The 22,664-nt window shown below is 66.4% G+C and carries 25 protein-coding genes and 1 tRNA gene; 18 read left to right on the forward strand and 8 right to left on the reverse strand.

Going from position 1 to position 22,664, the window contains the following annotated elements; genetic code table 11:
• Positions 1–150 precede the first annotated feature (150 nt).
• The 3 genes from ACUDTM_RS13745 (at position 151) to ACUDTM_RS13755 (ending at position 4,178) form a co-directional block, all read left to right on the forward strand.
• Positions 151–1,014 (forward strand): lysozyme inhibitor LprI family protein, encoded by an 864-nt coding sequence (locus tag ACUDTM_RS13745; RefSeq protein ID WP_105163268.1) that lies wholly within the window; start codon positions 151–153, stop codon positions 1,012–1,014.
• A 129-nt stretch (positions 1,015–1,143) separates the two neighbouring features.
• On the forward strand, positions 1,144–1,734 hold the full coding sequence (locus tag ACUDTM_RS13750) for a lysozyme inhibitor LprI family protein (protein WP_080150383.1): 591 nt from the start codon (positions 1,144–1,146) through the stop codon (positions 1,732–1,734).
• 41 nt (positions 1,735–1,775) lie between these two features.
• The gene (locus ACUDTM_RS13755) at positions 1,776–4,178 is read left to right on the forward strand and encodes a peptidoglycan-binding domain-containing protein (protein WP_353080341.1); all 2,403 of its coding nucleotides are present in this window, start codon (positions 1,776–1,778) and stop codon (positions 4,176–4,178) included.
• Between the two features lie 158 nt (positions 4,179–4,336).
• On the opposite strand, the gene ACUDTM_RS13760 is transcribed toward ACUDTM_RS13755, so the two are convergent.
• Entirely contained in the window at positions 4,337–4,813 is a 477-nt protein-coding gene (locus ACUDTM_RS13760) for a hypothetical protein (RefSeq protein WP_353080342.1), read from the reverse strand.
• 145 nt (positions 4,814–4,958) lie between these two features.
• On the opposite strand from ACUDTM_RS13760, the gene dusA reads away from it, so the two are divergent.
• The 4 genes from dusA to ACUDTM_RS13780 all read left to right on the forward strand — a co-directional run bounded on the left by dusA (position 4,959) and on the right by ACUDTM_RS13780 (position 8,785).
• Positions 4,959–5,990 carry a tRNA dihydrouridine(20/20a) synthase DusA gene (dusA, locus tag ACUDTM_RS13765; RefSeq protein WP_334271728.1) on the forward strand — a complete coding sequence of 344 codons (1,032 nt, stop codon included), beginning with the start codon at positions 4,959–4,961 and terminating at the stop codon, positions 5,988–5,990.
• Positions 5,991–6,203: 213 nt separating this feature from the next.
• The gene (locus ACUDTM_RS13770; RefSeq protein ID WP_005420623.1) at positions 6,204–6,578 is read left to right on the forward strand and encodes a hypothetical protein; all 375 of its coding nucleotides are present in this window, start codon (positions 6,204–6,206) and stop codon (positions 6,576–6,578) included.
• A gap of 73 nt (positions 6,579–6,651) precedes the next feature.
• Entirely contained in the window at positions 6,652–7,335 is a 684-nt protein-coding gene (locus tag ACUDTM_RS13775) for a response regulator transcription factor (RefSeq protein ID WP_004136763.1), read from the forward strand.
• A gap of 25 nt (positions 7,336–7,360) precedes the next feature.
• Entirely contained in the window at positions 7,361–8,785 is a 1,425-nt protein-coding gene (locus ACUDTM_RS13780) for an ATP-binding protein (RefSeq protein ID WP_065185596.1), read from the forward strand.
• 85 nt (positions 8,786–8,870) lie between these two features.
• On the opposite strand, the gene ACUDTM_RS13785 is transcribed toward ACUDTM_RS13780, so the two are convergent.
• A complete protein-coding gene (locus ACUDTM_RS13785) occupies positions 8,871–9,662 on the reverse strand; it encodes a M90 family metallopeptidase (RefSeq protein ID WP_188241606.1) in 792 nt (263 codons plus the stop codon).
• Positions 9,629–9,913, reverse strand: a complete 285-nt coding sequence (locus ACUDTM_RS13790) for a hypothetical protein (RefSeq protein ID WP_072168732.1) — start codon at positions 9,911–9,913, stop codon at positions 9,629–9,631. The genes ACUDTM_RS13785 and ACUDTM_RS13790 overlap by 34 nt, the downstream gene beginning before the upstream one ends.
• A gap of 144 nt (positions 9,914–10,057) precedes the next feature.
• Between ACUDTM_RS13790 and birA the strand changes: the two genes are divergently transcribed.
• The 4 genes from birA (at position 10,058) to ACUDTM_RS13810 (ending at position 12,728) form a co-directional block, all read left to right on the forward strand.
• The gene (gene birA, locus ACUDTM_RS13795; protein ID WP_053498755.1) at positions 10,058–11,026 is read left to right on the forward strand and encodes a bifunctional biotin--[acetyl-CoA-carboxylase] ligase/biotin operon repressor BirA; all 969 of its coding nucleotides are present in this window, start codon (positions 10,058–10,060) and stop codon (positions 11,024–11,026) included.
• On the forward strand, positions 11,023–11,754 hold the full coding sequence (locus tag ACUDTM_RS13800; protein WP_053498757.1) for a type III pantothenate kinase: 732 nt from the start codon (positions 11,023–11,025) through the stop codon (positions 11,752–11,754). Before birA ends, ACUDTM_RS13800 begins: the two co-directional genes overlap by 4 nt.
• Positions 11,755–11,763: 9 nt before the next feature.
• Positions 11,764–12,612 carry an SPOR domain-containing protein gene (locus ACUDTM_RS13805; protein ID WP_088497257.1) on the forward strand — a complete coding sequence of 283 codons (849 nt, stop codon included), beginning with the start codon at positions 11,764–11,766 and terminating at the stop codon, positions 12,610–12,612.
• Between the two features lie 40 nt (positions 12,613–12,652).
• Positions 12,653–12,728: transfer RNA gene (locus ACUDTM_RS13810), tRNA-Thr, on the forward strand.
• A gap of 112 nt (positions 12,729–12,840) precedes the next feature.
• Here the strand turns inward: ACUDTM_RS13810 and ACUDTM_RS13815 are convergent.
• The 3 genes from ACUDTM_RS13815 to ACUDTM_RS13825 all read right to left on the reverse strand — a co-directional run bounded on the left by ACUDTM_RS13815 (position 12,841) and on the right by ACUDTM_RS13825 (position 14,916).
• Positions 12,841–13,626 (reverse strand): hypothetical protein, encoded by a 786-nt coding sequence (locus ACUDTM_RS13815; protein ID WP_143592545.1) that lies wholly within the window; start codon positions 13,624–13,626, stop codon positions 12,841–12,843.
• 54 nt (positions 13,627–13,680) lie between these two features.
• Positions 13,681–14,283, reverse strand: coding sequence for a hypothetical protein (locus tag ACUDTM_RS13820; protein WP_143592544.1), 603 nt, complete (start codon positions 14,281–14,283; stop codon positions 13,681–13,683).
• A 228-nt stretch (positions 14,284–14,511) separates the two neighbouring features.
• Positions 14,512–14,916, reverse strand: a complete 405-nt coding sequence (locus ACUDTM_RS13825) for a hypothetical protein (protein ID WP_088497255.1) — start codon at positions 14,914–14,916, stop codon at positions 14,512–14,514.
• Between the two features lie 583 nt (positions 14,917–15,499).
• Between ACUDTM_RS13825 and ACUDTM_RS13830 the strand changes: the two genes are divergently transcribed.
• Positions 15,500–16,270 (forward strand): DUF3011 domain-containing protein, encoded by a 771-nt coding sequence (locus tag ACUDTM_RS13830; RefSeq protein WP_111007553.1) that lies wholly within the window; start codon positions 15,500–15,502, stop codon positions 16,268–16,270.
• Positions 16,271–16,326: 56 nt separating this feature from the next.
• On the opposite strand, the gene ACUDTM_RS13835 is transcribed toward ACUDTM_RS13830, so the two are convergent.
• Positions 16,327–16,776 carry a hypothetical protein gene (locus tag ACUDTM_RS13835; RefSeq protein ID WP_053498765.1) on the reverse strand — a complete coding sequence of 150 codons (450 nt, stop codon included), beginning with the start codon at positions 16,774–16,776 and terminating at the stop codon, positions 16,327–16,329.
• A gap of 275 nt (positions 16,777–17,051) precedes the next feature.
• Between ACUDTM_RS13835 and rocF the strand changes: the two genes are divergently transcribed.
• The 3 genes from rocF to ACUDTM_RS13850 all read left to right on the forward strand — a co-directional run bounded on the left by rocF (position 17,052) and on the right by ACUDTM_RS13850 (position 18,702).
• Complete coding sequence (rocF, locus tag ACUDTM_RS13840) at positions 17,052–17,972, forward strand: arginase (RefSeq protein WP_005420594.1); 921 nt, start codon at positions 17,052–17,054, stop codon at positions 17,970–17,972.
• 163 nt (positions 17,973–18,135) lie between these two features.
• The gene (locus ACUDTM_RS13845) at positions 18,136–18,273 is read left to right on the forward strand and encodes an entericidin A/B family lipoprotein (protein WP_005407710.1); all 138 of its coding nucleotides are present in this window, start codon (positions 18,136–18,138) and stop codon (positions 18,271–18,273) included.
• A 207-nt stretch (positions 18,274–18,480) separates the two neighbouring features.
• Positions 18,481–18,702, forward strand: a complete 222-nt coding sequence (locus ACUDTM_RS13850; RefSeq protein ID WP_004153772.1) for a CsbD family protein — start codon at positions 18,481–18,483, stop codon at positions 18,700–18,702.
• Between the two features lie 73 nt (positions 18,703–18,775).
• Here ACUDTM_RS13850 and ACUDTM_RS13855 read toward each other — a convergent pair whose 3' ends face one another.
• Positions 18,776–19,576, reverse strand: a complete 801-nt coding sequence (locus tag ACUDTM_RS13855) for a hypothetical protein (RefSeq protein WP_061478774.1) — start codon at positions 19,574–19,576, stop codon at positions 18,776–18,778.
• Positions 19,577–19,684: 108 nt separating this feature from the next.
• Between ACUDTM_RS13855 and ACUDTM_RS13860 the strand changes: the two genes are divergently transcribed.
• The 3 genes from ACUDTM_RS13860 (at position 19,685) to ACUDTM_RS13870 (ending at position 22,563) form a co-directional block, all read left to right on the forward strand.
• Positions 19,685–20,980, forward strand: a complete 1,296-nt coding sequence (locus ACUDTM_RS13860; RefSeq protein WP_088497253.1) for a tryptophan--tRNA ligase — start codon at positions 19,685–19,687, stop codon at positions 20,978–20,980.
• A gap of 191 nt (positions 20,981–21,171) precedes the next feature.
• The gene (locus ACUDTM_RS13865; RefSeq protein ID WP_032954673.1) at positions 21,172–21,474 is read left to right on the forward strand and encodes a hypothetical protein; all 303 of its coding nucleotides are present in this window, start codon (positions 21,172–21,174) and stop codon (positions 21,472–21,474) included.
• A 156-nt stretch (positions 21,475–21,630) separates the two neighbouring features.
• Positions 21,631–22,563 (forward strand): MBL fold metallo-hydrolase, encoded by a 933-nt coding sequence (locus tag ACUDTM_RS13870; protein WP_088497252.1) that lies wholly within the window; start codon positions 21,631–21,633, stop codon positions 22,561–22,563.
• The last annotated feature ends 101 nt before the right edge of the window (positions 22,564–22,664 follow it).

The following is a 22,664-nucleotide window of genomic DNA, read 5'->3' on the forward strand; positions in this document are numbered from 1 at the left end:
TTCTGCGGTGCCGTCCGCGCAAGCTGAATTCAGTCAGCCATCTGAAACCGCCGCTGTCGTAGGATCTGCACCGTGATCGGGGCCGATGGACGGACCCTCCCGGCCGGCACCCGCTGGCCACAAGCAAGGGAGATGCAAGCAATGCAGGTAATGGATGCCCATGGGGGCAATGAACAGATCGCCTCCGGCCGTCGGTACTGGAAGGTGCTGGCCCTGTGCCTGGTGCTCACCGCGTGCCAGGCGCCTTCTACCCCGGCATCGGCCGAAGCGGCGGCCGCTCCGGTTCCGCTCGCCGCGGCAGCGCCGGCAGCGCCCCCCCATGCAGTGACCGGTGATTCCTCTCGGTACCCGGATGCGTCCTACACGGACGGTCGCCTGCGCCCGGCTTATGGCTGGTGCGTGGATGGCGTGGAGGATGCGGGCAAGCTGCAGGCCTGCGGCAAGGATGAACTGGCCTATCAGGAAGGGCGCCTGCAGGAGGGTGCCAGCAAGACTGTGACCGGGCTCGACGCTGCTGCGAAGCAGGCGTTCCTTGCCACCCAGGCGACCTGGCGCAGCGATACCGACCGTCATTGCTCCGCTCCGACCAATGCCGGTGTGGATGACCTGAAGGCACAGGAGTGCCGCCTGTTCCGCGTGGCCAACCGTGCCGACGCATTGATGGCGCAGAGCGGCCCGCCCGATACCTCCTACACCCAGGCAACGCTTCGCCCGGAATTCATCCGCTGTGTGCAGCAGGCCCGTGGCATGAACGACCATATCCAGGCCTGCGGCGATACCGAGCTGGCCTACCACCAGACGCAGCTGCAGGCCGAAGTGGCGCGCCTGATGAACGGCCCCGACAGTCCGGCCAAGGACCGCTGGATGGACGAACAGGCCACTTGGGCCGAGGACACCGACAAGCGCTGCAGCCCGGCTACAGAGAGCGTGGGCCAGGCGCTGGACGCGCAGTCGTGCCTCATCAACCGCTACGCCAACCGCGCGGTGGAACTGCAGGCGCGCGAGCGCCGTTGATGTCGGCTGAAACCTGAATTCAGTCAGGCATCGGCATTCTGCGCTGGCGTAGCATCCTCACCGTGATGGGGCCGATGGACGGCTCCTCTTTGCCGACCCACCCGGCGACTCACCAGGGAGAAGCAAGCAATGCAAGCCTTGAGCGCGCCTGCGCGCATTGATCGATCCGCCTTTGAAATCCGACGCGGAATTGCGCTGGTGATGTGCCTGTTGCTGGGCGCCTGCCAGGCCCCTTCGGCCGACAGCGCCACGGTTGCCGCTGCCGCCAGCGCAGATGAGCCCACACCGGCAGCCACATCGACACCGGCCAGCGCGACGCCTGCAACTACAGCCGCCGATGCCGACGCGGATGCCGATGACTTTCCCGCGCCGCTGCCCGATGCCTCCTACACCCAGGCCAACCTGCGTCCTGCGTACACCCGTTGCGTGGACGCCAGCGAAGCGGTGACAGCACGCCTGCAGGCATGTGGCGACGAGGAGTTGAGTTACCAGGAAGACCGCTTGGCCGAGATCGTCGCCGGTGTCGTGGCAAGTCCCGACAGCAAGGCCAAGGATGACTGGATGGATGCGCAGGCTGCCTGGTGGTCGGACACCAATCGCCATTGCCGCTGGGATCCCAAAACCGATGGCCAGGGCCAGAGGCTGGACGCGCAGTCGTGCCGCATCAACCGCGTGGCCAACCGCGTTGACCAGCTGCAGGCCGCTGCACGCAGCAAGTGACCTCAATCCACCGCATTGCCAACTGAGAGGAGTCCTTCGACATGGATGTAGTGACCGATGCAAGGAAGGCGATGGAACACTGGCATCGCGGCCAGACCTCCGCCCGTTTTGAAACCGACAACCGTGGTCCAGGCTGGATTTCCTCGGGCAAGGGTGACCATGGCGGCGTGTCCTATGGCAGCTACCAGTTCGCCAGCGCCGTTGGCGGGGTGGACGAGTACCTGAAGTCGTCCCGCTATGCGGACCAGTTCCACGGCCTGAAACCTGCGACGGAAGCCTTCAGCGAGCGCTGGAAAGCGTTGGCCGCACGCGACGAAAAGGGCTTCGCCCAGGAACAGCACGATTTCATCCAGCACCAGTATTACGACGTGCAGATGGATCGCCTGAAGAAGGTCGGCGTGGACCTGCAAGGTCGCGGCCCTGCCGTGCAGGACGCGCTGTGGAGCACGTCGGTGCAGTATCGCAACATGACCCGTGGTGTATTCCAGAACGGCCTGAAACAAGCCTATGGTGATGATTACAAGCTGTCCGAGCTGAGTGACGAGCAGATTGTCAGGGCCGTGCAGGATTACAAGCACGCCAACGTCCAGCGCCATTTCGAGAGCTCGCCCAAGCAGTGGGATTCGCTGCGCGAGCGCACGCTCAATGAAAAGTCCGAGCTGGTTGCGCTGGCGCGCTACGACAGGATCAACCACGACCCGCAGCCGTACCAGGGCAAGACCTACGAACAGGCGTTCGGCGAGCCGGCGCATCGTCAGTCCGCCGCGCGCCCGGCGCGTGCACCGATGGCCGACGGTGTGCTGGTGCAGGGCGAACGCGGCAATGAAGTGCTCGCGCTGCAGCAGAAGCTGGCGCAGGCCGGCTACACCGGTGTGGATGGCAAGGTGCTGAAGCCCGACGGCGATTTCGGCAGCGATACCTACCACGCGGTGCGTCAGTTCCAGAAGGCGCATGGGCTGGAAGAAGATGGCAAGGCGGGGCGTGACACGCTGTCTGCACTGAACGCCGGGGTTCGCCCACCCGCACAGACACCGGCACCGCCATCGGTACCCTCGCCAGAACGCCACGAGCCGAAGGCGCCCTCTACGGATGGTGCGCCGGTGGCGGCCGCCCCCGGTGGCGGCCGCATCACGGTGATCGAGCCCTACGGCAATGTCACCAGCAACCGCACGCTGGCCCACGGCATCAGTGGCGAAACGGCCTATCGCGAACTGAAGATCCATCATCCCAACACCAATGCCGAAGCCGTGCGCACCGGCGATGCCCGCAAGGCCGACCGCCAATCGGGCATGGTCGAAGGCGAGATGGAGAACATCCGCACACGTGAGGACAAGAATGACATTCCGCTGGTGCGCAAGGACCTGATCCTCACCGATCGCCTGGGCAGCCGCGATGTGATGATTCCGAACCCGGTGGCCGGCTACGCGCAGTTCAACAAGGACGCGACCAATTCGATCAGCCTCTACAGCCACCCGGCCGGCGATCCGCGCCGTGAGCTGGTAGGCCAGGTGCTGCACGGCGCCGCTGGCACGTCGCCCTACAAGAACGGTGACTTCGTCGAGTACGGCGCTCCGCTGATCAAGCAGTCGAACGCCGGCAGCAAACCGGTGCATGCGCATATCGAAGTGGAGCCGGCGCAGTTCCGCCGCTACCTCGGCGACATGCTCAACGACCGCATCACCCTCGGCGGCAAGGTACACGCGCAGGGGCCGGAAGCAGCGCAGGCCGCACGCGCCACGCAGCAGGCGCCGATGGCCGACGGCATGCTGGTGAAGGGCGAACGCGGCGATGAGATCAAGGCGCTGCAGGGCAAGCTGGCCGCGTTGGGTTACACCGCCGCCGACGGCAAGGCGCTGGGCACCGATGGCATCTTTGGCAAGGACACGCTGGCAGCGGTCAAGCAGTTCCAGGCCAACAACGGCCTGGAGCAGGATGGCAAGGCCGGCCGCCAGACCCTGGCGCGCCTGGACGACCCGGCCGCAGTGAAAGCCGGCGCGCAGACCGCCGCCGCCCCGGCACGCGCCGAACCGACCGCACCGGCAGCGCCCAGCATGCGCGATCCTTCGCATGCCGAGAATCCGCGCTTCAACCAGGCCCTGGAGAAACTACAGGAGCTGCAGCAGCAGCGCGTGCAGGCTGGCCTGTGCCCGCTGTTCGCCAATGCGCAGGAAACCGAACGCGCCGCCGGCCAGCTGGCCTACGAGAGCAAGGTCGCCGGCATGCGCCAGATCGACCATGTGGTCGCACGCCCGGATGGCAGCGGCTTGTTCGCCGTGCAGGGCAATGTCGGCGACCCGGCTGCGCAGCGCACCTTCGTCGACAGCCGACAGGCCGTGTCGCAGTCGGTCGAGGCCAGCACCCGCCAGACCGAGGAACTGGATGTCCAGTTCAACCAACGCGTGCAGGAACAGCAGCAGGAGCAGGTGCGCAACCGCGGCCTGTAAGCCTGCTGCACTGTGGCCGAAGGCTCCGGGCCCAACGACCCGGGGCCTTCTGTCGATTCATTCTGCAGGGTCGACCCGCCGGTACACCCCGAACTGGGTCCTGCGCTGGCCCATCGGGATGATCAGGGCCAGCAGGACCGCGCCTCCGTCCACCTGCTTCACCACCGGATCGTTTTCCACCGTGCAGGACAGTTCCACGCGCGACCAGATGCAGCCGGCGCCGGCCTCGCCCGGTTTGCACGATGACCACCGGTTGATGACCAGCTGTTCTCCTTCGGCGCTGTAGCTCTTGCTGGAAGCGCTGCCTGCAGCCTCGATGCCGGTGCCGTCGGCGGCAGGAAGCGGGCCACCAGCCGGCTCGCCTCCTGGCGGATCGTGATCTGGTGGATGTCCTTGTTGTAGACGCCAAAGAGCCTGGAAAGCGCGCCGATGGGCGCATTTTCCTGTCCGGCCGACAGGTAGGACGGCCGGTTGTCGAAGGTGGCGCCTTCGGTGAAGTCGCATCGTGGGCCGGGCTTGATCTCCGCAAGGCGCGTGTCGCGGACGCTGCTGCAACCACTGCCCAAGGCCAGTCCCGCCAGCAGGGTGAGGCAGGCGAGGCCAGAGCCCGCCAGCGAGGATGCAGTCGGTTTCATTGTGGCTTCCCTTCCAACAGATGCGGTGCAACAGGAACTCGCGTACCGAGTATCCCCACGCAAGGGCGGCAGCGGCAACCCGGCCTGCATCCCGGCTGCCCGCCGCCATTCATCCGCCCGGTGTAAACTATTGATCTCACTGGCAATGCCAGTCTCCACGATCAACCGCCCGATGACGTCCGCCACCGCCCGTTACGCTGATTCCCTGCGCCTGTCCGTCGCGCCCATGATGGACTGGACCGACCGCCATTGCCGGGTGTTCCACCGCCTGCTGGCGCCGGGTGCGCGGCTGTACACCGAAATGGTGCACGCCAATGCGGTCATCCATGGCGATCGCCAGCGCCTGCTCGGTTTCGATGTCAGCGAACAGCCGCTGGCACTGCAGCTCGGTGGCAGCGATCCGGCGCTGCTGGCGCAGGCCGCGCGCATCGCCGCCGACTGGGGCTACGACGAGGTCAACCTCAACTGCGGCTGTCCGTCCGACCGCGTGCAGGCCGGGCGCTTTGGTGCCTGCCTGATGCGCGAGCCGGTGCTGGTGGCCGAATGCGTGTCGGCCATGGTCGAGGCAGTGGACATCCCGGTGACGGTGAAATGCCGCTTGGGCGTGGACGAAGACGACAACTACGAGGTATTCGCCAGTTTCGTCGATCGCCAGGTCGAGGCCGGCGCCGCGATGGTGGTGGTGCACGCCCGCAATGCCTGGCTGAAGGGCCTGTCGCCGAAGGAGAACCGCGAGGTTCCGCCGTTGAAGTACGACTGGGCCTACCGGCTGAAGCACGAGCGCCCGGCACTGCCGGTGGTGCTCAATGGCGGCCTGGCCACCATCGAGGCGGTGCAGGCGCAGGCCGCGCACGTCGATGGCGTGATGCTGGGCCGCGCGGCCTACCACGACCCCTACCTGCTGCATCAGCTGGAGGCGCTGCAGACCGGCGCCCGGCTGCAGGCCCGCAGCGACCTGCTGCGCACGCTGCGTCCCTACGTGGAAGCGCGCCTGGGCGAAGGCCTGGCGCTGAAGCACATCACCCGCCACCTGCTCGGCCTGTTCCACGGCCAGCCCGGTGGCCGCGCGTTCCGCCAGGTGCTGAGCGAGGGCGCACACCGCCCGGGCGCCGACTGGAGCCTGGTCGAGCAGGCGCTGTCGGTCACCGAGCGCGAAGCCGATCGCGCTGCAGCGTGACCGCAGTCACATTCCTGACTTGACAAGGGACGGCGATTCGTCCCGAATGTTCACCTAGCTGAACATCGCGGGGCTGCGACCGGAAAAGTTCAGACCGGATTCACTGCCCCAAACCAAGAATTTGCAAAGGATTTGTAAAGCGCCGTGTCCCGAACCCGGCATCCGGATTTACGACTTTTGAACGAATCGCCGTGCTCGGCTAGGATCGCATCGATGTCTTCCGCTCCCTTCCATTGCCGCATTGCCCTGGCCACCTGCGTGGTGCTGTCGGCTGCGCCGCTGTCTTCGGCGCTGGCGCAACAGCCGCCGCGCGGCGAGCAGGCGCGGGCGGAAATGATGGATCGGGGAGAGCGTGGCAACCGTGGCGACGAACGTTCGCTGTCCGATGCCGTGCGCCGCGTGCAGCGCAGCACCGGCGGCCACATCCTCGGCGCCGAGCGCGTGCCGTTCGATGGTCGTGATATCAACCGGGTGAAGTACATGGACGACCGGGGCCGGGTCCGCTACATGGACGACCCCGCCCCGTCGCGTTCACAGCCGCGCACGCCGCGGTCGGATATGTCATCACTACGCGGCGATAACCCCTGAACAGGGATAGTCGTCGGTATCAACCCGTACCCCACAGGCCTCCGGGCCACACCCAGGACACTAGGGAGAGTTCATGCGTATCCTTCTGGTCGAAGACGAAGCCCCGCTGCGTGAGACCCTGGCAGCCCGGCTCAAGCGCGAAGGCTTTGCCGTCGATGCTGCGCAGGACGGCGAGGAAGGCCTCTACATGGGGCGCGAAGTTCCGTTCGATGTCGGCATCATCGACCTCGGCCTGCCCAAGATGTCGGGCATGGAGCTGATCAAGGCCCTGCGTGACGAAGGCAAGAAGTTCCCGGTACTGATCCTGACCGCGCGTTCGAGCTGGCAGGACAAAGTCGAGGGCCTGAAGCAGGGCGCCGACGATTACCTGGTCAAGCCGTTCCACGTCGAAGAGCTGCTGGCCCGCGTCAACGCGCTGCTGCGCCGCGCCGCCGGCTGGAGCAAGCCGACCCTGGAATGCGGCCCGGTCGCCCTGGACCTTGCTGCCCAGACGGTCAGCGTGGCCGGCAGCAATGTCGACCTGACCAGCTACGAGTACAAGGTGCTGGAGTACCTGATGATGCATGCCGGTGAACTGGTCTCCAAGGCCGACCTCACCGAACACATCTACCAGCAGGACTTCGACCGCGACTCCAACGTGCTGGAGGTCTTCATCGGCCGCCTGCGCAAGAAGCTGGATCCGGATGGCGAACTGAAGCCGATCGAGACCGTGCGCGGTCGCGGCTACCGTTTCGCGATCCCGCGCAACGAGGGCTGAGCCGGCTCACCCTGGCGATAACACGATGTCCGGCCGTCTGTGGTTCTTCCGACGCTGGCGGCCGCGCTCACTGCAGGCGCGCCAGATGCTCGCCGCGTCCGTGGGCCTGGTCGCGTTCCTGGCGCTGGCCGGTTACGCGCTCGACGCCGCCTTCGCCGATACGGCGAAGGCGAACCTGCGTGAGCGCCTGAAGAACTACGCCACCTCCTACGCGGCCGGCATCGACTTCACCCGCGACCGCTCGCTGTACATCCGCGAGCAGCCGCCGGATTCGCGCTTCGACGTACCTGGCAGTGGCCTGTACCTGCAGGTGGTGATGCCGCACGGCAAGGGCAATTCGATGTCCGCCGAAGGCCCGATGCTGCCCACCGTCGGTGGCGGCCTGCTGGCGCCGCGCCAGGAGGTGTTCGAAGGCCCGCTGCCGATGATCCAGATCGATGGCAGCCAGGGCTCGGTGTACCGCTATGGCCTGGGCCTGGTGTGGGGCGCCGACGCCGACCCCGCCACCGAATTCCCCTACACCATCTATGTGATGGAAGACTCGCGCGCGCTGGGTGCGCAGCTGCGCGTGTTCCGTGGCCGCGTCTGGTTCTACCTGGGCGGCATCGGCCTGATCCTGCTGCTGCTGCAGACCGTCATCCTGCAGTGGAGCCTGCGCCCGCTGCGCCGGGTGATCACCGAGCTGACCAAGGTGCAGCGCGGCGAGACCGAGCGCATGAGCGAGCGCCACCCGCGCGAGCTGGAACCGCTGACCGACAGCATCAACGCCTTCATCGAAAGCGAGCGCGAGAACCTCGAGCGCCAGCGCAATACCCTTGCCGATCTGGCGCACAGCCTGAAAACGCCAATCGCGGTACTGCGCACGCAGATGGACAGCGGCGCCGGCGACGGTGCGCTGCGCGAAGAACTGGACGTGCAGCTGCAGCGCATGAACAACCTGGTTTCGTACCAGCTGGCACGCGCGGCCTCGTCGGGCCACAAGCTGTTCTCCGCGCCGCTGCCGATCGAGTCCAACGCCGAGGAAATCGTGCGTGGCCTGGAAAAGGTCTACGCCGCCAAGGGCGTGCTGTGCGAATTCGATATCGACCCGGCCGCGCGTTTCCACGGCGAGCCGGGTGACCTGCAGGAACTGCTCGGCAACCTGCTGGAGAACGCCTTCAAGTGGGCCAACCGCCGCGTGCTGCTGACCGCGCAGCCGCTGCCGGCGCCGAACGCGCGCCGTGCCGGCCTGCTGCTGGCGGTGGACGACGATGGCCCGGGCATCGCCCCGGATGACATCGGCAAGGTGCTGCAGCGTGGCGTGCGTGGCGACGAGCGCGTGCAGGGCCACGGCATCGGCCTGTCGATCGTGCAGGACCTGATCAAGGACTACCGCGGCGAACTGAGCGTGGGCCGTTCGGCCGAACTGGGTGGCGCCCGCTTCGAAGTGCGCTTGCCGCCGGGGCCGTAAACCTCGTTGATCGGTAGTGCCGGCCGCTGGCCGGCAACCAAGCAATGCCATCGAAGATCATGAGGTTGCCGGCCAGCGGCCGGCACTACGGCATTTCGATCTTCGGCGGCTCGCCGTAGAACCGCCGCAGCTGCGCGGCGACCTCCGGCAACGCCTGCTGCAGCAGATCCGGTGCCGAGAAGTGGTACTCGCTGGCCACCGCGAAGAACTCCTCCGGCGCCTCGGCCGCATACGGATCGATCAGGGTCTCTTCGCCTGCGTCCACCTGCGCACAGAAGGCATCGTAGGCGCGCTGGAACGTGGCCGCCCACTCGCGCTGCCATTGCCGCGGCAGCGGCGGTGTGCCGTCCATCGCACCATCCAGCGCATCGAGCTTGTGCACCATCTCATGCACCGCCACGCAGTAGCCGTCGTGCGGCGCGGCCAGGTCGGCCTGCACGTCGGCCCAGGACAGGATCAACGGACCACTGTCCCACGACTCGCCGATCAGCTCGTCATCCCACTCGTGCAGCACGCCGGCCGCATCCATGTGGCTGCGGTGCACGCGGAACGCATCCGGGTAGACGATCAGCTGCGACCAGCCTTCCAGCCCCACTTCGCCGAATTCCAGCAGCGGCAGGCAGCACAGTGCGGCCAGCAGCACGCCATCGCCAGCCTGCAGTTGCAGTTCACCGACAGGGGTAATGGTCTTCTCATGCAGGAAGCGCGTGGCCAGCACGCGCAGTCGCGCGCGGCGTTCATCGTGCAGGCCGCGCAGCCAGGCCGCACGGCGGCAGGCGTCTTCCCAAAGCGCATCGTCGATCGGCCGCGGCGAGGGCCGCAGCCACTGCAGCAACGACTTGATCAGCGGAACATTCCCGGCAGGTAGCTGTGCCACTTCGGCGCACGGATGCGCTGCAGCACGTCGTCGTCGCTGCCGCCGCCCCCGGTGCTGGTGGCACTGCTGGCCGCAGGGCGTACCGGTGCCGGCTTGGTGGTCGCAGCCGAGGCGGTCGCGGTCGGCGCGCGCTGCGAGGCGGCATCACCGTTGGAGGACACGCAGGCGCCCCGGCTGTCGTCCAGCGCTGCCGTTGCAGACGCCGTGAAGGGCATCATCAGCAGGATCAGGCAATGGGCATAACGGCGCATTGACGACATCCACGTTAAGGGAGGGTGAGTTCCCGATTCTAGCCCGAACCCGGCGCCTCGTTGGAAGCCCCTGCGGAACCCAGCGTGGCAGGCGTCGCTGGCGGCTTTCCCGCATAATTCCTGCCTGACTTCGTGGAAGCTGCCGTGGACGATCGCCAATTGCTGGCCAAACTCGCTGCCGGTCGCCTGTCCGGCGACGCCCTGGCCCGAGAGCTGGGCCAGACCCGGGCGGCTATTTGGAAGCGTATTCAAGGGCTTAGGGCCGCAGGTGTGGACATCGAGGGCCGTGCTGGCGAGGGCTATGGCCTGACCCGCCCGGTCGACCTGCTGGACCCGGCGGCGATCCGCGCCGGCCTGCCCGCCGATGCCCAGGCCCTGCTGCACGACCTGCAGGTGGCCTGGACGGTGGACTCCACCAATGCTGAATTGCTGCGGTGCAGCGCGCCCCAGCGCGGGGTCAGCGTGCTGCTGGCCGAACGCCAGACCGGTGGCCGCGGCCGTCGTGGCCGCACCTGGGCCTCGCCGTTGGCCGCGCATATCTACCTGTCGGTGATGCGCCTGTACTCCGGCGGCCTCGGCCGCCTGGCCGGGTTGAGCCTGGTGGCCGGCATTGCCGTGGCCGAAGCGCTGCACGACCTGGGCTACACCCAAGCGCAGTTGAAGTGGCCGAACGACCTGATCGTCGATGGCAAGCGCAAGCTGGTCGGCCTGCTTGCCGAGGGCGGTGGCGAATACGCCGGCCCGGCGCGCGCGGTGATCGGCATCGGCATCAACACCCACATGCCGCCGTCGTTCGGCGAGCAGATCACCCAGCCGTGGGTGGACCTGGACACGTTGGCCGGCAAGCCGGTGGACCGCAATGGGGTGGTTGCTGCCGTGCTGGCGCGCCTGCTGCCGGCGCTGGAAGAATTCGATCGCGAAGGCCTCGCTCCGTTCCTGCCGCGCTACGCTGCCTTCGACATGCTGGCCGGCCGCGAAGTGCGCGTGGAACTGGATGGGCAGTGGCAGCACGGTACTGCGCTTGGCCTGGCCGATGACGGCGCATTGCGCGTGCGCATCGATGGCCAGGAACGCCTGCTGCACGCCGGCGAAGTCAGCGTGAGGGCGGCATGAGCGATTGGTTGTTCGACCTCGGCAACTCGCGCTTCAAGTTCGCGCCGTTGCAGGGTGACCGTGCCGGTGACGTACAGGCCTGGGCGCATGGCGCCGAAGGCATGGCCGGGCAGCCGCCGCACAGCCTGCCCAGCGGCCGCACCGCGTTCGTGGCCAGCGTGGCCGCACCATCGCTGACCAGCGCCATGCTGGACCAGCTGCAGCGTCGCTTCGAGCATGTGCATGTAGTGCGCACCAGCGCCGAATGCGCCGGCGTGCGCATTGCCTATGCCAGGCCGGAAAAGTTCGGCGTCGACCGCTTCCTCGCCCTGCTGGCTGCGGCCAAGGCGCAGCGCCCGGTGCTGGTGGTCGGCGTGGGCACCGCACTGACGATTGATCTGCTCGACGCCGACGGCCAGCACCACGGTGGCCGCATCTCCGCATCGCCCACCACCATGCGCGAAGCACTGCATGCCCGTGCCGTGCAGCTGCCCGCGACCGGTGGCGGCTACAGTGAGTTCGCCAACGACACCGCCGACGCGCTGGCCTCCGGCTGCGATGGCGCTGCGGTGGCGCTGATTGAACGCAGCGCACAGCACGCGCACACGCTGCTGGGCGTGGCACCGTCGCTGCTCGTGCACGGTGGCGGCGCACCGGCGCTGATGCCGTTGCTGCCCGCTGCCGATTACCACCCCTCGCTGGTGCTGGATGGCCTCGCCCGCTGGGCGGTGCACCAGCCCGCGCGCTAGTATCCGCGCATGCTGACCCGTGCCCTGATCGTCGTACTGGCCATTCTCAATCTCGGCGTCGCCTGCTGGTGGCTGCTGCGCGATGCGCCGCAGAAGCCTGCGCCTGCGCCGCAACCGGCTGGCGTCGCCGAGCTGCGGTGGGTGCCGGGTGGCGCGGATGCCAATGCCGCAGCCGAGGCCACTGCGGCCGCCCCGACCGCACCGCTGATGGAGCGCGAACCGGCGGCGAAGACCGCGGTGGCTGCGACGCCCGCGCCCGTTGCGCCGGCAAAGCCGGAGATCGCCAGGCCGCAGGTGGCTGACGCTACGCCGGTTGCTGACGCTGCCAAGCCGGGAACACCGCCTGCACCCGTTCCGGCAGCGGAAAAGCCCGTAACCCCGCCCGCGGCCGCCGAGCCGCCGCGCTGCGTCGCGCTGGGCCCGTTCGCCGACCGCGCTGCCGCCAGCGGCGCGCAGGACAAGGCCGGCACGCTGCTCAGCCAAGCGCGCCTGCGCGAACAGCCCGCTGCCAGCGGCAGTGCCCGCTACCGGGTGATGCTGCCGGCCGCCGCCAACCGTGACGAAGCCCAGGCCACCGTGAAGCGCATCGTCGCCGCCGGCCTGAGCGACTACTACATCATCAGCCAGGGCGAGGAGGCCAACGCCGTGGCGCTGGGCCAGTACCGCAACCGCGAAGGCGCCGAACGGCGCATGGCGGCGGTGCAGGCCGCCGGCTTCCAGCCGCGCCTGGTCGCCAGCGGCGACGCCGGCCAATGGTGGCTGGAAGGGCAGCTGGCGGCGGGCACGCAGCCGGCCCAGGCCCAGCAGCGCAGCGGCGCGGCGCAGAGCCGGTCGCTGGAATGCACGCGGTTGCGCTAGAATCCCCTGACCGCGGCGCTGCCGCCGGTGCACCACCCATGCCGCTTTAGCTCAGTTGGTAGAGCAACTGTCTTGTAAACAGTAGGTCATCCGTTCGATTCGGATAAGCGGCACCATCTTCGATCCCTTGGCATCCGCACATGTCCACGGAGAACAATCAACCTGCTGCAATGGCGGGTTTTTTTGTGCGTTGCCGTTCTGGGGAAGAATGGGGGCCTGCAGACAAGCTCACCGTGGCACCGCAATGCCCCTTTTGAGTTGACTGCAACGTTGGAGCATACGTTCGCCGGATTGCTCCTTGAGTTGAATGCCGCCATTAGCGAGAAGGGGATAGGTCTCGAGACGGACGCGATAGGCCGCTTGCGAAGACAGCTGCACTGCATCGTCGTCCGTGCCGATGGCGGCTCCAGGCAGCGAATCTTCTCGAACAACGCCGTTCACCTGAAGCTGTGCGCAGATGCCGGCGTAGTAGGCGATGCGTTCATCAAGCGCCTGAGGGTGTCTTGTGGCATGACCTAGCGCATGGAATGTCTCGTGTGCGACCAGATCGACAAGGTTCGCAACAGTCCGTTCGCGGTCGTCATGTATCGAAGCCGCAAGTGCCAACGTCTTCCCACCCGAGAACGATCCAAAAGTACGCGACTGTATAGTCGCGGCGGTATCCGTTGGCGCGAGAAGGATCCTGTATCTGTTCGCCTTTGCTTCTATCCATGATTCGGAGAACCTTGCTGCTGCATCAATGCGCTTGCAGGTATCTGCAGCATCAACCTGTGATCCTGCAGCCATCATGAGCACGATTTCGTGCTGGGTATGCGTGCACTGAAACGATTCCAGAGGCGGCAAGCTTCTGTGCCCCGGAACAATGGACAGGGACCGGAAGTAGCGGAATGGCCCGAGAGGCGTGGACACCAGCTCGGTGTAGCCATCCGGCGGGATGCCTTGTGGCAATCCGATCGGTGTGGCACAGCCTGCCAGGAGGGAGGTTGCGAATGCGGCGAGTACGACTCCTTTCATCCTTTCTCCCAAAGGCGCGGGCGCTTAAGGCGCACCCGCATCTTCTGTTGTTTACTACATCTCCATGCACAAGTGCGGCGACGGGTGGTTGACGCAATCCCGTCCTTCGAACTCCAGGTAGTAGCTCGCCTTGATAATGCCCTCCTGTTTGGCCTGCCCAGCGATAACCTGCGGGCCACTACCGTATGCCGAATGGAAGGGGAGCAGGTCGTAGCTCAAGGCATCACCATTACCCACATTGGCGTAAATCCAAGCATTCACGGCGTTTGGGTCTGCAACTCGGATCACTGTGCCTGTCCTGACCCATGAAAACGTCTGGGACGCGCTGATTGCGCCCGTAGCGACGTTCTTTACCCGAAGTACCGCATTGCCCGTGGCAGGATACGGTATGGTTGATCCGGATGTATCCAGCTCAAACATCGCGGCATCTGGAAGCACGCTAAGAGACGACAGCAGGGAGTTGTAAATGCTCTTCTTCCCACCACCGTCCCCTTCCCAGATAACTTCCATACCCGCCTTGCATTCCCCTCCACCTGTTTGTTTTCCGCTGCACTCGCCATAAGCTCGAACACTCTTCAGATTGCAACCTGTGAACAGGAGTGCGCTTCCCAATGCGATAGTGGAGGCGGCCAATATGCTCTTGGAATTCATTCTCATGCTAGATCTCTCCTTGGTCTAGAAGGATGCGTGGTGCACCGTGGTTTCGAAACCACGCGGAGCAGTTGACATGAGATCGACAGGGGTGGATGTGACTTCGGTCTTGGTATTGAGTATCTGTCGGTGTCGTCGAGTATCACCCTCGGTAACGAGTCGCGCGTGTGCGAGTGCAAGGAAACATTCCACAACGAAGTAGAATCCAAGTGGTTGTGCAGATGCTCTCGCCAGCTACCTCCCACCCACCTGCAACGCCACATACTCCGCCAGCCCCCGGCAGGCCAGCATCAGCCCTTCGCGGGTGCCGTCGCCGATGTCGTCCTTCTCTTCCCCGTCCACGCGCACGCGCTCGGTGGCGTGATACAGCTCCAACAACGACACCAGGCCAACCGCGGCGCGATCCCGGCGCGCGGCGGCCACCGCTTGGCCGGGTGTGCTGGCGGGCCCCGTCCACGGCTGTCCATCGGCGGCATCACCGGCGCGGATGCGCTGCAGGCAGCTGGGCAGGTTGATGGACGCAGGCGCTTCGTTCGCAGCGGCGAAAGCGGCTTCCAATGGCTGCGCCAGTTCAGGTGGCAGGCGCAGAGCCGCCTCGCCGAGGGTGGCGGTCAGGTACGGGTGGTAGGTTCTGGACATGCGGGCATCCTCGGCAGGAACAGAGGTGCCGCCACGGCAGGGTGGCGGGCGATGCGTGGCTTCCAAGACCGGGAATCGATGAGCCGGCGGGCACGGGGCCCCCACGCACCGCCCGCCGTCGATCGGCGAACGGATTGCCAGCCGGCGCCGCTTGGGAAGACGGCGCCGGCTGGCAAGCGTATACAGCATCGATTACGCGGGCTTGGAAGACCCGGCCACCTTTGCAGGTGGCGATTCATCATGCGCACGTGAAATCACCGCCTGCCAGTCGTTTGTTTCGATGGCATCGGGAGATCTGAAAGGAAAAATGAATTATCGCGTTTGGCCCGTTTCGGGCATCGCAATGCCAGAAGCGACAGATTGCGCAGTGGCGCCATCAGCGAGAAATCTGCCCGAACCATCGCTGCCGTATGCCCTGAGCTGGCCCACGAAGTAAAGGTGACTTAACAGCCCGGGCAAGGCTCCACAGCTACCATAGCAAACACAAACGCCCGAATGCGCTGCCGGCTTTTTTGATTCTCCTCACAGACCATTTGCAGACCCCCGACACATACTGGGGATACATGCCCTTCGGAAGCCGCACATGCGTCGCCATGCCCTGTCGCTCACCTCCGCATTGTTGTCCGCCGCTTTCGTGGCCCCGGCCATGGCCGCCGTGCCGTTCTTCAACGCCAGCTGCCCGGGCGACATCGATGTTCACGCAGACGATGGCGGGTCGGTCTATGTGCAGGGCCGCGAGGCCACGCTGAAACGTTTCAACGACCGCTATTTCGAAGCCCGCGACGCCAACAGCGGCATCACCCTGTCGATCAGCCGCAGCGATGACGGTACGCCGCAGATCAGCTATACCGGCCGTGGCGGCGCCAACGGCATCTGCCAGGTCAGCGCCAGTGGAACATCTGCGCCCGCCGCAAATGGCGCACACCCGCGCGAGGTTGCTACCGGCGACGCCGCGCTACCGCGCGAAGTCACCTGCGAATCCACTGACGAGCAGCAGGTGTCGTGCGATCTGAATACCCGCGGCAATGTGGAAATCGTGCGCCAGCTCAGCCACACCCGATGCGAGGAAGGTAAGAACTGGGGCCTGTCGCGGCACTCGGTGTGGGTCAATGGCGGCTGCCGCGCGGTGTTCCGCAATGTGTCTTCGGTGACCACCCCGGCGCCGGCAGGCGATACCGCGTTGGGCGCCTGCAACATGCGCAAGGGCGCTCAGGGCGCGCTGGTCACCCAGATGCCGGTGGGCAGCGATTACCAGGAACTCATCATCGATTATCCGGATGGCCGCTTCCTGTGCATGATGCGCAACAGCGGCCAGGTGCAGAGCCTGACGCCGGTTCGCCGCCGCGGCGGTTGAGGCGCGGCGGCGGCGTGTCTAAGGGGGCAGCGCGGTGCGCGTTGCCCCCCGTCCCGCTACTGCTGGTTCACCGGGTCGTTTCCCTTCTTGTAGGTGTAGCCGGTTACGTCCCAGCCGCCGCCATGGCCGGATGAGGGTTCCACCCAGGTGAATTCCCACGTCTGGATGGAGCCGTCGGGAAGCAGGTTTTCCACCCGGTAGATCTCACCGGGAATGCCCTGGTCCGGCAGCTTGCCGGGAATCGATTCGTCCGAGCGTGCAGACGCACGGCCTACGGAGACTGCCTGTCGTTCCACCTGTACGTTGCCGTAGCCCTGCGGGGCGAACGACGGCTTCACCCGCTGCGCCACCCAGTCGAGTACCTGGCGTGCGCCTGCCGTCTGCATGGGATACGCATCGGAGGTCACCGTATGCGTGATGCGTTGCGAGGGTGCACTGGCAGCGGCGGGAAACAGTCCGCCCAGGGCAATTGCCAGTACCGCAAGTCCATTGAGTGCATGTTTCATGCGCGTGGAGCTCCATGATTGAGGAAGTGAGGCGGCACCTTCAGGGTGCCTGCGCAGCGTGGACACAACAACAGCCTTGCGTAAGAGGCGAAACCGACCGGGATGTGAGGTGGATCGCGGAAGGTCCAATTCCTGACGACCCAGCGCTGGAATGCCTGACCGGATACGGCTGGCAGGCCGCGGCGATCTGACCCATGCCCTGCTGCACCGCCGCGAGTGGTGTCACACAGCTCTGGCTAGACTGTGCTTCTTTTTCCGCACCGCAGGAGGCACCCATGGCCCATCCCATTTCCGTATCCCTGATTGGCGTTCCCACCGATGTCGGTGCGGGCCATCGCGGCGCACGGCTGGGGCCGGAGGCGCTGCGCGTGGCGGGCCTGCCGGAGGCGCTGGAAGCGCGCGGCGTGGACGTGCGCGACGTGGGCAACCTGGATGGCCCGCGCAACCCGTGGACCGCGCCGGTGGAGGGCTACCGCCACCTGGATGAGGTGGTGGCCTGGAACCGCGCACTGATGGAAGCCAGCTACGCCGAGCTGCAGGCCGGGCGCATGCCGATCATGCTCGGTGGCGACCATTGCCTGGGCATCGGTTCGATCACCGCCGTCGCGCGCTGGTGCCGCGAGCAGGGGAAGAATCTGCGCGTGCTGTGGCTGGACGCGCATTCGGACTTCAACACCAGCGATGTCACGCCGTCGGGCAACATCCACGGCATGCCGGTGGCCTGCCTGTGCGGCCTCGGCCCGGACGCGCTGACCCGTCTGGGCGGCAGCGCACCGGCGATCACCCCGGCGCAGATGCACCAGATCGGCATCCGTTCGGTGGACCCGGAAGAGAAGCGCCTGATCAAGACCCACAAGGTGGATGTCTATGACATGCGCTACATCGACGAGAACGGCATGAAACGCGCGGTGGAAGCGGCGCTGGCCGGCATCGATGAGAACACCCACCTGCATGTCAGCTTCGATGTCGACTTCCTCGACCCCAGCATCGCGCCGGGCGTCGGCACCACGGTGCCGGGTGGGGTGAACTATCGGGAGGCGCAGCTGGTGATGGAAATGATCGCCGACACCGGGCGCATGGGTTCGCTGGACATCGTCGAGCTCAACCCCTTGCTGGACAAGCAGAATGCCACCGCCGAACTGGCCGTGGACCTGGTGGAAAGCCTGTTCGGCAAGTCCACCCTGATGCGCGACTGACCGTCCCCTGCTGAACGGATCGCCGAACCGTTCACGCCCGCTCCACGCCCCTGCCGCCAGATTGCACTTCACGCGGCGGCAGTGGGCATTGGTGCCCTCCCGCCGAGCGAAAGAATCCCATCCGCGAATGAAGCGGTATAGCGGCGAACCCAAGGAGAAGCCCATGAAGCGCGTAGTTGCCCTGATGCTGTTGTCGATGTTCTCGGTGGCCCTGCTGGCCGGTTGCAACACCGTGGCCGGTGCCGGCAAGGACGTGCAGAAGGCCGGTGAAAAGGTTGAGGATGCCGCCAAGGGCCGTTGAGCCTGAAGTGGAACGGAAAGCAAAAAGGCCGGGGGGATCTCCCCGGCCTTTTTGCTTGCGCGTTTCTCTGCAGCCTACGTGTCGAAGCGTAGTGAACCATTCAAGCAGGTGAGCGTGTATTTCATTGGCGGTTGACCGGCATTCAACAGCGGCTGCGCGAAGCTGGAGCCACGGTAAGAACGCCGTTGCAATCAAGGACTCCCAGCAATGAACAAAGACATCATTTCCGGCAAGTGGTCGCAGCTGAAGGGCAAGGCGCAGGCCAAGTGGGGCGATCTGACCAACGACGATTTCGATGTGGCCGAAGGCAACGCCGAGTATCTGGCCGGCCGCCTGCAGGAACGTTATGGCTGGGCCAAGGACCGCGCGGAGAAGGAAGTGCGTGAGTTCCAGGACGCGGTGAGCAAGGACTACCCGGACTACAAGTAAGCGCTTTGGTTTCCCCCACAACACGACGCCCGCACCGTGAGGTAGCGGGCGTCGCGTTGTCTGCGCGGGACGATCAGCGGGCCGGCGGGTCCGGCACGTAGCGGTTGGGGAACGCCTGCGGTTCGCGCGGCAGGCGCGAGGGCGCATCGACCAGGATGCCGCGCGCACGCAGGTTGCGGGCGCTGTCGTAGCGCAGCTGCAGAACCTGGGCCGGGCTGCGGCTGGCCCGTTCGAAGTCGGTATCGCGCACCGAAGAGTGTTCACGTGCGCCGTGGCCGGTGCCCAGCGCTGGCGCCTGCGACTTGCTGGCATAGCCCTCGATGCGGCTGGCACTGGCGTCGGCGGCAGCCTCGGCTTGCGCGGTCGGTGCCGGCAGCGGCACGCCACGTCGCAGGATCGGCTGCGGGTACCAGCGACGCGCCTCCTCGAACACCGCCACCCCGACCACGCCGATGTTGTCCGGGCGGCCGGTGCGACTGGCATAGCTGCCGCTGGGGCTGCTGAACACGAACTGCGCCACTTCGTCCTGGCTCTTGCGCCAGCCGGTGATGTCGGCGCGCTGGCCGGGATTGAGCACGTAGCCGGTCTGCGAGGGATCGGCATCTTCGCCGGAGATGGCGTTGACGCCGTCCACCGACAGCACCACCAGCACCCGACGCGGGCTGTCGTTGTACAGGCGCACGGCGTAGCGGTGGCCGCGCTCGCCGGCCACCCAGCGCTGGCCCTCGGCGGAGTAGCTGCGCAGTTCGGTACCGCGGTCGCGGTCGACCAGGGCCATGCGTACGGGGCCGCCGTCGTACACCGGTGGCGGCATGGGCGCCGGGCGGAAGCCGGCCAGGGGCAGGATCAGCAGCAGGGGCAGCAGGCGTTTCATCGGGCGTCTCCAGCGGGGTTGGGTGAATGAACGCGCCGCGGGCCCTGACGGGGTTGGTGGCGTGCAAGGTAAACTGGCCCCGTTCATCGAAGGTTACCCCACGCAGTCATGACGACCCGAGTCCTTACCGGCATCACCCCCTCCGGCACGCCCCACCTGGGCAACTACGTTGGCGCCATCCGTCCGGCCATCGCGGCCAGCCGCGCGCCGGGCATCGAGAGCTTCTTCTTCCTGGCCGACCTGCACAGCCTGATCAAGTCGCAGGACCCGCAGCGCACCCAGCGCGCGACCCTGGAGATCGCGGCCAGCTGGCTGGCCTGTGGCCTGGACCCGGAACACGTGTGGTTCTACCGCCAGAGCGACATCCGCGAGACCACCGAGCTGATGTGGTTCCTGACCGCCATCGCCAGCAAGGGCATCCTCAACCGCGCGCACGCCTACAAGGCGGCGGTGGACAAGAACCGCGAGGAAGGCGTGGACGAGGACGCAGGCGTCAGCGCCGGCCTGTTCATGTACCCGGTGCTGATGGCGGCCGACATCCTGATCTTCAAGGCCAACCAGGTACCGGTGGGCCGTGACCAGATCCAGCACATCGAGATGGCGCGCGATTTCGCCCAGCGCTTCAACCACGTGTACGGCAAGGAGTATTTCCCGCTGCCGGACGTGGTGATCGACGAGCAGGTGGCGACGCTGGCGGGCCTGGATGGCCGCAAGATGAGCAAGAGCTACCACAACACCATTCCGCTGTTCGTGCCGCGCGAGGAGCTGAAGAAGCTGGTGTTCTCGATCCTGACCGACTCGCGCGCACCGGGCGAGCCGAAGGACACCGAGGGCTCGGCGCTGTTCCAGATGTACCAGGCGTTCGCCACGCCGGAACAGACCGCGGAATTCGCCAGGGCCTTCGCCGCCGGCATCAGTTGGGGCGACGCCAAGCAGCAGCTGTTCGAGCGTATCGACAGCGAGCTGTCGCCGCTGCGCGAGCGCTACAACGCGCTGATGGCCGAGCCGGAGAAGATCGAAGCGTTGCTCAAGCGCCGTGGCCAGCAGCTGCGCGAGCAGTTGGCGGCACCGCTGCTGGAAGAACTGCGCCACGCCGTGGGCCTGCGCGACCTGTCCACGGCGGGCGACATCGCCAGCGAAGATGCCGGCGTGGCCCGCGTGGCGCCGCCGCAGTTCAAGCAGTACCGCGAGAAGGATGGGCGTTTCTACTTCAAGCTGACCGCTGGTGACGGCACGCTGCTGATCCAGAGCGAAGGCTTCGATTCGCCACGTGATGCGGGCCAGCTGATCGCGGTGATCAAGCAGGCAGAGCAGGGCGACCAGCTGCAGAGCGAGCTGTTCAAGCTGGGCGCCGAGGTGGACGCGGTACTGGCCGCCCTGGCCGCGCTGCGCGAAGCGGCCTGATCGCCGGGCGTAGAGTCGAGCCATGCTCGACTCGGCTCCGCCTCTGTAGAGCCGAGCCCACGCTCGGCTGCTTTGCTACCCAGCCGAGCATGGGCTCGGCTCTACAGGGAAGCCCCCCGCCGGCACGACCGTGGCACAGCACCCATGGCATGATGTCCGCGCGCCTCTGGCGCGATGACATGGAGTCTGCGATGGCCTGGTTGTCGCTGCTGCTGTTCCTGCCCTGGTTCCTGCTGCTGGGCAGCCTGTACTGGCTGTTTCCGCGCCAGCCGCGCAGCGCGCGGCGGCGCCTGTTCGATGGCACCACCCTGGTCGTGGCGTTCGCGCTGAGCATCGTGTCGATGCTGTGGGGCTACCGCATTGGCGTGGTGCAGCCCGGCGCCGGCCCGATCTGGCCGCAGGTGCTGGCGGTGCTGTATGCCTATGGCGCGTTCCTGGCGGTGCTGGTGCTGGCGTTGCTGCTGCGGCCGCGGTTCGGATTGCGTTCTGGCTGATCGGTAGTGCCGGCCGCTGGCCGGCACATGCATTCTCCCGGCCATCCCGAGGTTGCCGGCCAGCGGCCGGCACTACCCGACCAAAGCCGCATCGAACCCGGGCCGCCTGCGCGCCTACCATGGGCGTCTGTTCACGAGACTGCCAGGTGCGTGCCGATGACCGCCGACCCCAGCATCCACACGATCGATACGGGCTTCCAGCGCCCGGACTTCGACGCGGCCTACCTGATCGTTGAAAACGGCCGCGCGGCCTTCGTCGACTGCGGCACCGGCCTGTCTGTGCGGGCGATGCTGCAGGCGCTGGCGGATGCCGACCTGGGTGTGGAAGCGGTGGATTGGTTGCTGCTCACGCACGTGCACTTGGACCACGCCGGTGGTGCAGGCCTGCTGATGCAGCAGTTGCCGAATGCGAAGGCGGTGCTGCATCCGCGCGGTGCGCCGCACATGATCGACCCGACCCGGCTGATTGCGGGTGCGACGGCGGTGTACGGCGCCGAAGAGATCGCGCGCAGCTACGGCCGCATCGAGCCGATTCCCGAACACCGCGTGGTGGTGGCCGAAGACGGCCACCGCATCGATCTCGCTGGCCGCGAGCTGGTGCTGTTGCACACGCCGGGCCACGCACTGCACCATTATTGCGTGTGGGATGCGCGCAGCCGCAGCTGGTTCACTGGCGATACGTTCGGCATCTCCTACCGCGAGCTGGACAGCGCGCAGGGCGCTTTCATCTTCCCGACTTCCTCGCCGGTGCAGTTCGACCCGGAGGCGATGAAGGCCTCGATCCGACGCATGCTGGGCTACGGCCCGCAGGCGATGTACCTGACCCACTATGGGCGCGTGGAGCAGGTGCAGAAACTGGCCAACGACCTGTTCGAACAGATCGATGCGATGGCCGCCATCGGCCGCCAGTGCGATGGCCGGCCGGACCGCCACCGCTGCCTGCTGGCCGCACTGCAGGCGCTGTACCTGGAACGCGCACAGCTGCATGGCTGTGCGCTGGACGATGCGGCGGTGATCACTGTTCTGGCGATGGACATCGAACTCAACGCGCAGGGCCTGGCCTGCTGGCTGGACCGCATCAGCAGGTAGAGTCACGCCCTGCGTGGATGACGTGGGCCCAGGCTGCGCCGTGATGTCACGACCACGTTACACTCTGGTGACTTCCAAGCTAGCCGTGGTACTGCCGTGAA

The sequence above is a fragment of the Stenotrophomonas maltophilia group sp. vghtpe118 genome (assembly GCF_052605195.1).

Excerpts from the sequence above, each read along its gene's own strand:
- ACUDTM_RS13745 (WP_105163268.1), top strand. The coding sequence starts at position 151 with ATGGATGCCCATGGGGGCAATGAACAGATCGCCTCCGGCCGTCGGTAC.
- ACUDTM_RS13750 (WP_080150383.1), top strand. The coding sequence starts at position 1,144 with ATGCAAGCCTTGAGCGCGCCTGCGCGCATTGATCGATCCGCCTTTGAA.
- ACUDTM_RS13755 (WP_353080341.1), top strand. The coding sequence starts at position 1,776 with ATGGATGTAGTGACCGATGCAAGGAAGGCGATGGAACACTGGCATCGC.
- ACUDTM_RS13760 (WP_353080342.1), bottom strand. The coding sequence starts at position 4,813 with ATGAAACCGACTGCATCCTCGCTGGCGGGCTCTGGCCTCGCCTGCCTC.
- dusA (WP_334271728.1), top strand. The coding sequence starts at position 4,959 with ATGCCAGTCTCCACGATCAACCGCCCGATGACGTCCGCCACCGCCCGT.
- ACUDTM_RS13770 (WP_005420623.1), top strand. The coding sequence starts at position 6,204 with ATGTCTTCCGCTCCCTTCCATTGCCGCATTGCCCTGGCCACCTGCGTG.
- ACUDTM_RS13775 (WP_004136763.1), top strand. The coding sequence starts at position 6,652 with ATGCGTATCCTTCTGGTCGAAGACGAAGCCCCGCTGCGTGAGACCCTG.
- ACUDTM_RS13780 (WP_065185596.1), top strand. The coding sequence starts at position 7,361 with ATGTCCGGCCGTCTGTGGTTCTTCCGACGCTGGCGGCCGCGCTCACTG.
- ACUDTM_RS13790 (WP_072168732.1), bottom strand. The coding sequence starts at position 9,913 with ATGCGCCGTTATGCCCATTGCCTGATCCTGCTGATGATGCCCTTCACG.
- ACUDTM_RS13800 (WP_053498757.1), top strand. The coding sequence starts at position 11,023 with ATGAGCGATTGGTTGTTCGACCTCGGCAACTCGCGCTTCAAGTTCGCG.
- ACUDTM_RS13805 (WP_088497257.1), top strand. The coding sequence starts at position 11,764 with ATGCTGACCCGTGCCCTGATCGTCGTACTGGCCATTCTCAATCTCGGC.
- ACUDTM_RS13815 (WP_143592545.1), bottom strand. The coding sequence starts at position 13,626 with ATGAAAGGAGTCGTACTCGCCGCATTCGCAACCTCCCTCCTGGCAGGC.
- ACUDTM_RS13820 (WP_143592544.1), bottom strand. The coding sequence starts at position 14,283 with ATGAGAATGAATTCCAAGAGCATATTGGCCGCCTCCACTATCGCATTG.
- ACUDTM_RS13825 (WP_088497255.1), bottom strand. The coding sequence starts at position 14,916 with ATGTCCAGAACCTACCACCCGTACCTGACCGCCACCCTCGGCGAGGCG.
- ACUDTM_RS13830 (WP_111007553.1), top strand. The coding sequence starts at position 15,500 with ATGCGTCGCCATGCCCTGTCGCTCACCTCCGCATTGTTGTCCGCCGCT.
- ACUDTM_RS13835 (WP_053498765.1), bottom strand. The coding sequence starts at position 16,776 with ATGAAACATGCACTCAATGGACTTGCGGTACTGGCAATTGCCCTGGGC.
- rocF (WP_005420594.1), top strand. The coding sequence starts at position 17,052 with ATGGCCCATCCCATTTCCGTATCCCTGATTGGCGTTCCCACCGATGTC.
- ACUDTM_RS13845 (WP_005407710.1), top strand. The coding sequence starts at position 18,136 with ATGAAGCGCGTAGTTGCCCTGATGCTGTTGTCGATGTTCTCGGTGGCC.
- ACUDTM_RS13850 (WP_004153772.1), top strand. The coding sequence starts at position 18,481 with ATGAACAAAGACATCATTTCCGGCAAGTGGTCGCAGCTGAAGGGCAAG.
- ACUDTM_RS13855 (WP_061478774.1), bottom strand. The coding sequence starts at position 19,576 with ATGAAACGCCTGCTGCCCCTGCTGCTGATCCTGCCCCTGGCCGGCTTC.
- ACUDTM_RS13860 (WP_088497253.1), top strand. The coding sequence starts at position 19,685 with ATGACGACCCGAGTCCTTACCGGCATCACCCCCTCCGGCACGCCCCAC.
- ACUDTM_RS13865 (WP_032954673.1), top strand. The coding sequence starts at position 21,172 with ATGGCCTGGTTGTCGCTGCTGCTGTTCCTGCCCTGGTTCCTGCTGCTG.
- ACUDTM_RS13870 (WP_088497252.1), top strand. The coding sequence starts at position 21,631 with ATGACCGCCGACCCCAGCATCCACACGATCGATACGGGCTTCCAGCGC.